The sequence below is a fragment of the Vibrio sp. genome (genome assembly GCF_984391705.1).
The window spans coordinates 23,524-31,429 of record NZ_CFHWOM010000042.1; the positions used below are offsets into that span (position 1 = coordinate 23,524).

Sequence of the window (7,906 nt, forward strand, 5' to 3'; positions counted from 1 at the left end):
GAGATAGGACAATGACTCATCCTACATGGCAACTGGATATCGACAATGGTGCGTTAGTGCTTACTCCGTGTCCTGGAACTAAAGGCGTTGACCTTGACTTATCTTTGCAACAACTAAAAGAGCAGGGTGTGGAAGCGATTGTTACGGCTCTAGATGATGCGGAACTCGCAAGCAAAGATGTCGCCGATCTAGGCCTTAAAACTAAGGAATTAGGCATGCAGTGGTTCCAAATCGAAATTGAAGACGATTGCGCGCCAGAGAGTGATTTTTTGGCTAAATGGCAGGCTGCCAGCCCTGAATTGCACAACATTGTGGAAAATGGCGGTAAAGTCGCGATGCACTGTATGGGGGGCTCGGGCCGTACCGGGTTGTTAGCGGCTCACCTATTATTGGAGAAGGCGTGGCCACTAGAGAAGATTGTCTCTCAAGTTCAAGCACTTCGTCCTGGTGCGTTTACTAAACCAGTACAGGTTGAATATATTACGGCGGTGGCCGCTCAGTAACAGTGGATAGGGCTTTAGGAACATAGGTGTTCTAAAGCTCTATTCGTTGCACACTTGCGAGGGTTTGACCTTATGTTTTCCAATCTCAGTAAAAGCGTACGTCAATACATGTTGGTGACGTTTAACTACTGGAATTTCACTATCACTGATGGCGCGTTGCGGATGTTGGTGGTGCTGTATTTCTACGATTTAGGTTATAGCTCGTTAGAAATTGCATCGTTGTTCTTGTTTTATGAATTTTTTGGTGTGGTGACCAACCTAGTTGGAGGCTGGCTAGGAGCAAGGCTTGGGTTAAATAAGACCATGAATCTTGGACTTGGGATGCAGATAGTCGCCCTTGCTATGTTAGCGGTTCCAAGTGGCTGGCTCACTATCCCTTGGGTGATGGCGGCTCAAGCGTTGTCGGGCATTGCGAAAGATCTCAATAAGATGAGTGCGAAAAGCTCGATAAAAACTTTAGTGCCTGATGAACAGCAAGGCGCATTGTACAAATGGATAGCGATTCTTACAGGTTCGAAAAACGCACTGAAAGGGGCCGGTTTTTTTGTCGGTGGCTTCCTGCTCTCAACCATAGGCTTTAAATACGCTGTGCTCACGATGGCAGCGGTGCTCACCCTAGTATTTATCGGTAGCGTACTCAGCCTTGAAGCGAATATGGGCAAAGCAAAGAGTAAGCCGAAGTTTAAGCACATCTTCTCTAAATCAGAATCAATCAACATTCTCTCTGCTGCACGCATGTTCTTGTTTGGGGCTAGAGATGTCTGGTTTGTCATTGCTCTACCTATCTACTTAGGTAGCACATTTGGCTGGGATCATTCTTGGGTTGGCGGTTTCTTAGCTGCGTGGACGATAGCCTACGGTTTTGTTCAGGGAATTGCGCCAAAGATAACGGGTAAAGCTGAGGGTAAAGTACCCGATGGCCGAGCCGCTATGCTATGGGCTGGTGGATTGGCAATGGTGACGGCCTTGATTGCATACGCTGTCCAAATAGGCTGGCAACCGGAAGTTGTCATTATTGGTGGTTTGATGATCTTTGGCGCTATTTTTGCCGTTAACTCATCACTTCACTCCTATTTGATTGTGAGTTATGCCAAAGGCGACGGCGTATCATTGGATGTGGGTTTTTACTACATGGCCAATGCAATGGGACGCTTAATTGGTACGATCTTGTCTGGTTGGGTATTTCAAGTGGCAGGGCTTGCTGCCTGCTTATGGGTTTCATTTGCTTTTCTAGCTCTGACGACCTTAATTTCAATAAAGCTGCCCAAGGTGAAACAAGTCGTAACGGCATAGAAGAGCCTAGGGACAGATTCCAACGTTTTCATGACTAAAAGCTGACCAAGGTAGTACTTTGGTCAGCTTTTTTATTGCTATATTCAGTAAGTTATTGGGAGGAGTGGCGAAATGCGAGAGCGGGTTCTTTTTTTTGATTTATTGCGTTGTGTAGCTGCTGTAGCTGTTATCGCTATTCATGTATTGGCTCCTTATCGTCATGAGCTTGGTGTCATTCCCTTCGGAGAATGGTTTACTGCGGTGGCAACTAACGGTGTAACGCGCTGGGCAGTGCCTGTGTTCATTTTGATTTCAGGTGCGTTGATGCTGAGTGATAAGCGGCCTTTTGATCTTCACTATTACGTTAAGAGACGTTTGGGTAAAGTGCTGCTGCCATTTCTTATTTGGTCTCTTTTTTACGCTTATCTTTCTGGCTGGAGTGTAAATGGGTTTGATGTCAATGTAGTTCAGGAAACGTTGGTCAATAGCCCTCAGCATGCTACTTATTATCATCTAGGGTTTTTCTACTATTTCATTCCTCTCTATTTTGTTATTCCTCTCTTTCAAGTTGTAGTAAAGCGCTATGATGACAACGTCTTGTACGCGTATATCGCTATTTGGTTAGTGACAACTTTATTCTATCTCGCAGGTATTGATGGCTTATGGAGTCATGAGCTTTGGTTGTATAGTGGGTACTTACCCTTGGGCTACATTTTGTGGCAGAAGCTGCCTCTCACGAAAAGGAATGTAAGTGTTGTGACTGTCATTGGTGTCGGGGCATTGGCATTAACCGTGTATATGGTCGTAACCAATAGCATCGCAGCAGAGAAATACACTGTTGGCCGCTGGCTCTCATACAAAACGCTGAATGTGGTCGCTGCAGCTAGCATGGTATTTATGCTATGCCGATACTTTGGTGAAGGGTTGTCGGAGAAGGCTAATAAAGTCATTGGCTTTATTAGCCAGCATAGTCTTGGTATTTACATCCTTCACCCAATTTTCCTCTGGCCGATGAAAGAATTTGCCTGGTATCAAGGACACCCAGGCTGGGTGATTCCGGTATGGATTATATTAAGTGGAAGCGGAGCGCTATTCGCCAGTTGGCTACTATCTCGCTCCGCAAAAACACGTTGGCTGTTGCCTTAGCGTTTCATCGCAAAATGAAGGAACTTATCACCTTGGTAAGTGAGGGTTCCTTTATCTCCGGGGTTGAGCGCATGGTAGTAATGAATGCCTACTTGAAACTCACGTTTTGGCCCTAAACGTCCTTTTTGAACGTATATCCAATACTCCTGATCCTCTTGTCCCGGGGCAGGATCGTCCACTTCGATCGCTTGTTTATCTAAAACGGTAATCTCCGCCGTTTGTTCCTGCGCACCTTGGCCTTGAATGTGTTTACTGTAAAAACTGTAGAATGCCCACGCACTCACTAAGATGAATACTAGAATCGCAACAATCAGTGTGATTGGCATGATGAGATCTCCCTTCTAATGTTGGCTATTCTAGCTGTTATTTCTTTTAGAGATGGGGCTTAGCGCAATTGAGTGATAACTTGGTGCGCATCTTGAATGAATTATTAGACGCATATCACATGGGCAATCGAAAATTGTCAGTATGCTGATATAGCTAGTTATTGATTCCTTTACATTAATTTACTAGGGAAACACTTTAGTTGTCAGTGATATCGGAGATAATGAACCGTGTGAGGTTGAATCACTGACAGAGATTGGGAATCGCAAGCCCAAGCTGGAAGAGGCTTTGTTTTGCCCCTAAACTTTTACTAGCGATGGAGGGAAGCCATGTCTGATATAGAGAAAGTTGTAGTCCGAACGCGTAAGCTAGAAAAGCTACTTCGTACCCAGTATCACGCCGAAGGTAAAGGCCTGCATCAGCTTATTACCAGCTGTGAGGAAAGGTTGCCTCATGATGTGATTGGTAAGCTGCGTTATATTGCGACGATTCGCAATAAAATTGTGCATGAAGAAGATTATAAATTGGATAGCCGGAGAGATTTTCTTACGACATGTGACGAATGTGAAAAAGAGCTGACTCCACGCAGTAGCCGTTTTGTCTGGCGAGCTGCGATCACTTTAATGACATTGATTACATTAGCGGCGCTACTGTTCTATTATGCTCATTGGGATGTGTTGTCGAAACATTTACAGTAAAAGCTTGAAAAGTTGAAGCTTTATCATTTGCTCAATAATTAGAAATGTGTCTACATATTAGGCATGTTTTGATTGTAAAATCTGCTGAAAAACAAAAAGGGACGCGAAAGCGTCCCTTTTTGTTTTATATGTTTTGACTAGTACATCATCGGCAGTGTCATTAGGCCAACAACAACCGCGATCATTACAAGTCCTTGTTTTTGTGAAGAAGTAATCATAACACTGCTCCTTATTAGTGATGTTTAATTCTATGCTTTTTAGAATAGCAGTGTTTTTATGGTTTGATCAAGTTTTTCTTTGTGTAAAGCCTGAAATTAGCAGTTTTATGACATTGTAAGTCGCGATATTACGCCTTTTTCCTGGTTTTTTTATTGTGTTTTCGCACTGGTTTTATTTTGTGCGCATGGCTTTGTTTTGATCTTAAGTGTTTGTTTTTTATTGTTTATTTGATTTTGTTTGTTTTGTTTTAAAAAGGTTTTTTCTTTTTTTAAGGGTTAAGGTTTTATTGCTGGATTTTTTGTTTTGTTTTTAGAGTTTGATTAGAGATTTATCATTTGATGAGAATAGTTGTCACCTTAGTCATTCTAATTGTAAGTTTAGATGTTGAAAATTTTAAGTCTGATTATATGTTGAACAGTGTTTTTAGTGTCTGATTCTTATTAAGTTGTTGTTTTTTATTTGTTTGTTTAAGTTGTTGGTGAGGTGGTTTTTTATTGGTGGGCGGTTTTACGGGTTAGTGGTGTATGCTGTTGGTTGATCCCTAAAATGCTAAGGTTTCTAATGTTTTTGCGTTTTTGAAGAAAGCATGGTGTGTTTCACGCGATTGATTGGCCCAGCAGGTGCTGGGGTACAGAAGCATAATCGAGATCCAAGTTTTGCTTTATCACTCTGGACATATTAAGTGCCCTCCCTACACTAGCGACTCAGTTTAAAAGAGGTGGTCGCATGTGGAGTTGGCTTTCAGTCGCACTATCAGGTTTTATTAGTATTTCTGCCAGTGAAAGCAATCAGAAGACACAAGCGGCAGTGTTTAAAACACTGTCGATGTTGATGTTAGTCGTCATGCTATGGAGCCAAGAAAGTCTTGTCGGACTTGCAGCATGGTGGGTGACTCTCGGGTTGGTGATCTCTATATTGGCTGACAACCTTTACCTCTTTAATAAGCATAAAAAACTCTGCTTCGCTGCTTATATTGGAGCTCAGCTTTGTTATAGCACTTCGTTTTGGCATCAACTGTCGGGTGAAATTGTTTGGTGGCTGCCTGCCATGTTACTGGCGATTGGCATTGTCGTGTTTTTCTTAATGCTACCTAAAATCGATAAGCTCATCTTTCCAGTGGTCATCATGGGTATGATGCTGCTGCAACTCAACTGGGCTGCCGGAGAAGTTTGGCTGTTTTCTGCAACATATGCAGGAGCCCTTGGTTTCTTGGGTACATTAGTACTTACGTTATCGGCCGGATTGCTGGCGGTTCATGATTACAGACACTCTATTGCTTATGGCCGCTACCTGATTTCTGGCAGTTACTTACTCGCGCATTCTCTTATTACCGCCTCTTTGATTATCTAAAATCAAGGTAATTCTAGTGAGTTGCCAGTACGCTTGAGCACAATGTAATCGTCGGAGATATTCAACCATGACTGAAATTCATGCTCATAAAGTCCTAAACTTGCTTAGAGAAAAGCCAATGAGTGAGGCTGAACTGCGTCAAGCCGTGAATCAAGAGTTTGGTGAGCAAGCAACGTTTCGCACCTGTAGCCTAAATGGTTTCGACTTAGATGCGCTGCTAACATTTTTTATCCAAAGAGAGAAAATCGTGCTGCAAGATGATAAGTGGGCGATTAACCTTGAGAGAGTGTGCAGTCACTAACATTCCTTGCGTTGTTACTCGGTCTTTTGCAAACGCACTGAGCAGACTGGGGATAGCGGTTTCATTTTAGCCTCCAAATTATTGAGCGACGTTGCTATACTGCGCGGTCTTTTTATACAGCTCATAAAACTGAACCGCTTTGGAGGCTAGTTCATGGACATTCTTTCTGCCGCAACCATGTTGTTTCTTATCATGGATCCGCTTGGCAACCTTCCAATTGTGCTCTCCATCTTAAAGCACTTAGACCCCAAACGTCGCCGTAAGGTATTGATTAGAGAATTGTTGTTCGCCCTAGGAATTTTATTGCTGTTCCTTTTCGCAGGTAAAAGTATTCTCAACTTCCTCCACGTTGCTCCAGAAACCTTGAGCATTTCAGGTGGTATTATCCTGTTTATTATTGCAATTAAGATGATTTTTCCAAGTGGTGGTAGCATCGTTGGCTTAGCCGCAGGTGAAGAACCTTTCTTTGTTCCAATGGCAATTCCAATGATTGCTGGACCATCGGTGATTGCGGCTTTGCTACTGCTCTCTAGTCAACATCCCGATAAGTTAATGGAATTGTCTGCAGCCGTATTGCTGGCGTGGGGTGTGACCTTTGTAATCTTGATGTTCTACGGCTTCTTCCACCGAATTTTAGGTGAACGTGGTTTGAAAGCGATAGAGCGCTTGATGGGGCTGCTTCTGATCATGATATCAACTCAGATGTTCCTAGATGGTGTGAAAAGCTACTTAGGCTAATGGATAAAAAATGCCGCGAATATGCGGCATTTTTGTTATTAGGACATATGTTTACGTCGGATGTCGAGTAGGGCAAAAATGCCGAAAATGAGGATGGACCATTTTTCCCACTTGCTCATAGATATCTTATCGCCGAAGGCGCCAATAAAAATCAACATTTGCAAGCCGTGCATAAAGAGTAAAAACGCAGCCATGATATAAAGTGCAATTGCAGCGTTGCCCGGGAATGGCATAAAGATGTTGAGAATTAAGATTAACCAGACAAAACCGATGGCGGCTTTCGCTAGTAACAGTAATGCTTTCATGACGACGTCCTTATAAGTCTTGTTGTCGCTCAAACAGGCGGTAGCACACTTGGCCAGCCGTTTTTTCTCTGTGGAGATGCCAGTGTGCAGGAATGGCCTCTAAAGCCAACTCTTTTTCTGTTTCAATATAAATCATTGCCCCTTCTGCGAGCCAGTTATTCTGCTCGAGCAGGGCAACGGTTTCATCGAGTAATCCTTTGCGAAAAGGCGGGTCGATAAATACAACGTGATGCGGTGTCCCTGGCTGTTTTAAAAAGCTCAATGCATCGGTGTTGTGTACCTTAATGTTGGTGGCTTTCAATGCTGAGATGTTTTGTTGCAGCTGTTTAAAGGCTGCCGGGTTGAGTTCAACCATAGTCACTTCTTCCGCTTGGCGCGAAGCTGATTCAAAACTCAAGCCTCCGGATCCTGCAAACAGATCTAAGCATTTGGCGCGTGGTACATCTTGTGCGAGCCAATTGAAAAGTGTTTCTTTTACTCTGTCTGTGGTTGGACGTAATCCTTCCGCATCATGAACAGGCAACTTACGACCTCTCCATAATCCGCTAATAATACGCACAAAGCCTGTGGTGGATGGCTTTTTTTGTGATGTGTTTTGCTGGCGACGTCTTACCATAGATTTTTTGACCGCTAATAAAGTGATACTATACCCAGTCGCTCAGCAATTAAGCCCTGAGTACAGCCCAAAATTCATTGATGACAGAGTGTACCCCATCGCTAATACGCTGGAAACTTTTCACTCTGTTGTCATTTTTCTTTTCTAGATAGGGATAATCCCTAAAGAAAAGAGTCATAGAGTAAATATAAGACAATCTAGGATAGCCCCAGATGACGGAAAAAAAGAAGCGCGGATTACTTTCTTGGCTTGGCTTTGGTGATGATGACCAGGCAAAACAGCCGGTTGAACAAAAAGAACAAGAGCAAGCTGAAAGTGAAGTTGTTGCCCAAGAGACGCAACCTGTTGAAGACGCGCCTCAGGAAGAGAACACTAAACTAGCAGAAGCAGAAGCAGAAGCAGAAGCAGAAGCAGAAGCAGAAGCAGAAGCAGAA

General features: G+C 43.3%; 10 protein-coding genes and 1 pseudogene. 8 read left to right on the forward strand and 3 right to left on the reverse strand.

Features of this window, described 5'->3' with window-relative positions; translation table 11 throughout:
- Positions 1-11: 11 nt before the first annotated feature.
- From AC4MRV_RS16855 to AC4MRV_RS16865, 3 genes are all read left to right on the forward strand, one after another.
- A complete protein-coding gene (locus AC4MRV_RS16855) occupies positions 12-503 on the forward strand; it encodes a cyclin-dependent kinase inhibitor 3 family protein (protein WP_491188487.1) in 492 nt (163 codons plus the stop codon).
- A 72-nt stretch (positions 504-575) separates the two neighbouring features.
- A complete protein-coding gene (arsJ, locus tag AC4MRV_RS16860) occupies positions 576-1,796 on the forward strand; it encodes an organoarsenical effux MFS transporter ArsJ (protein ID WP_491188488.1) in 1,221 nt (406 codons plus the stop codon).
- A 111-nt stretch (positions 1,797-1,907) separates the two neighbouring features.
- Positions 1,908-2,921, forward strand: coding sequence for an acyltransferase (locus AC4MRV_RS16865; RefSeq protein ID WP_491188489.1), 1,014 nt, complete (start codon positions 1,908-1,910; stop codon positions 2,919-2,921).
- Here AC4MRV_RS16865 and AC4MRV_RS16870 read toward each other — a convergent pair.
- Positions 2,918-3,247, reverse strand: coding sequence for a DUF2500 domain-containing protein (locus tag AC4MRV_RS16870; RefSeq protein WP_491188490.1), 330 nt, complete (start codon positions 3,245-3,247; stop codon positions 2,918-2,920). The genes AC4MRV_RS16865 and AC4MRV_RS16870 overlap by 4 nt on opposite strands.
- Before the next feature lie 327 nt (positions 3,248-3,574).
- Between AC4MRV_RS16870 and AC4MRV_RS16875 the strand changes: the two genes are divergently transcribed.
- The 4 genes from AC4MRV_RS16875 to AC4MRV_RS16890 all read left to right on the forward strand — a co-directional run bounded on the left by AC4MRV_RS16875 (position 3,575) and on the right by AC4MRV_RS16890 (position 6,551).
- A complete protein-coding gene (locus AC4MRV_RS16875; RefSeq protein WP_491188491.1) occupies positions 3,575-3,943 on the forward strand; it encodes a DUF4145 domain-containing protein in 369 nt (122 codons plus the stop codon).
- Between the two features lie 945 nt (positions 3,944-4,888).
- Entirely contained in the window at positions 4,889-5,512 is a 624-nt protein-coding gene (locus AC4MRV_RS16880; protein WP_491188492.1) for a lysoplasmalogenase, read from the forward strand.
- Positions 5,513-5,579: 67 nt separating this feature from the next.
- Positions 5,580-5,813: a YecH family metal-binding protein gene (locus AC4MRV_RS16885; RefSeq protein WP_491188493.1), complete on the forward strand. Its 234-nt coding sequence runs from the start codon at positions 5,580-5,582 to the stop codon at positions 5,811-5,813.
- A 153-nt stretch (positions 5,814-5,966) separates the two neighbouring features.
- The gene (locus tag AC4MRV_RS16890; protein WP_491188494.1) at positions 5,967-6,551 is read left to right on the forward strand and encodes a YhgN family NAAT transporter; all 585 of its coding nucleotides are present in this window, start codon (positions 5,967-5,969) and stop codon (positions 6,549-6,551) included.
- A gap of 38 nt (positions 6,552-6,589) precedes the next feature.
- Here AC4MRV_RS16890 and AC4MRV_RS16895 read toward each other — a convergent pair whose 3' ends face one another.
- Together AC4MRV_RS16895 and rsmD are read right to left on the reverse strand one after the other, a co-directional pair.
- On the reverse strand, positions 6,590-6,856 hold the full coding sequence (locus tag AC4MRV_RS16895) for a DUF1145 domain-containing protein (protein WP_491188495.1): 267 nt from the start codon (positions 6,854-6,856) through the stop codon (positions 6,590-6,592).
- A 10-nt stretch (positions 6,857-6,866) separates the two neighbouring features.
- Positions 6,867-7,472: a 16S rRNA (guanine(966)-N(2))-methyltransferase RsmD gene (gene rsmD, locus AC4MRV_RS16900; RefSeq protein WP_491188496.1), complete on the reverse strand. Its 606-nt coding sequence runs from the start codon at positions 7,470-7,472 to the stop codon at positions 6,867-6,869.
- Positions 7,473-7,684: 212 nt separating this feature from the next.
- Here rsmD and AC4MRV_RS16905 point away from each other — a divergent pair.
- Positions 7,685-7,906: pseudogene (locus AC4MRV_RS16905) on the forward strand (signal recognition particle-docking protein FtsY); the annotation flags it as partial.

Coding starts and splice junctions, on each gene's coding strand:
- arsJ (WP_491188488.1), top strand. CDS start 576: ATGTTTTCCAATCTCAGTAAAAGCGTACGTCAATACATGTTGGTGACG.
- AC4MRV_RS16895 (WP_491188495.1), bottom strand. CDS start 6,856: ATGAAAGCATTACTGTTACTAGCGAAAGCCGCCATCGGTTTTGTCTGG.
- AC4MRV_RS16890 (WP_491188494.1), top strand. CDS start 5,967: ATGGACATTCTTTCTGCCGCAACCATGTTGTTTCTTATCATGGATCCG.
- AC4MRV_RS16855 (WP_491188487.1), top strand. CDS start 12: ATGACTCATCCTACATGGCAACTGGATATCGACAATGGTGCGTTAGTG.
- AC4MRV_RS16870 (WP_491188490.1), bottom strand. CDS start 3,247: ATGCCAATCACACTGATTGTTGCGATTCTAGTATTCATCTTAGTGAGT.
- AC4MRV_RS16880 (WP_491188492.1), top strand. CDS start 4,889: ATGTGGAGTTGGCTTTCAGTCGCACTATCAGGTTTTATTAGTATTTCT.
- AC4MRV_RS16865 (WP_491188489.1), top strand. CDS start 1,908: ATGCGAGAGCGGGTTCTTTTTTTTGATTTATTGCGTTGTGTAGCTGCT.
- AC4MRV_RS16885 (WP_491188493.1), top strand. CDS start 5,580: ATGACTGAAATTCATGCTCATAAAGTCCTAAACTTGCTTAGAGAAAAG.
- AC4MRV_RS16875 (WP_491188491.1), top strand. CDS start 3,575: ATGTCTGATATAGAGAAAGTTGTAGTCCGAACGCGTAAGCTAGAAAAG.
- rsmD (WP_491188496.1), bottom strand. CDS start 7,472: ATGGTAAGACGTCGCCAGCAAAACACATCACAAAAAAAGCCATCCACC.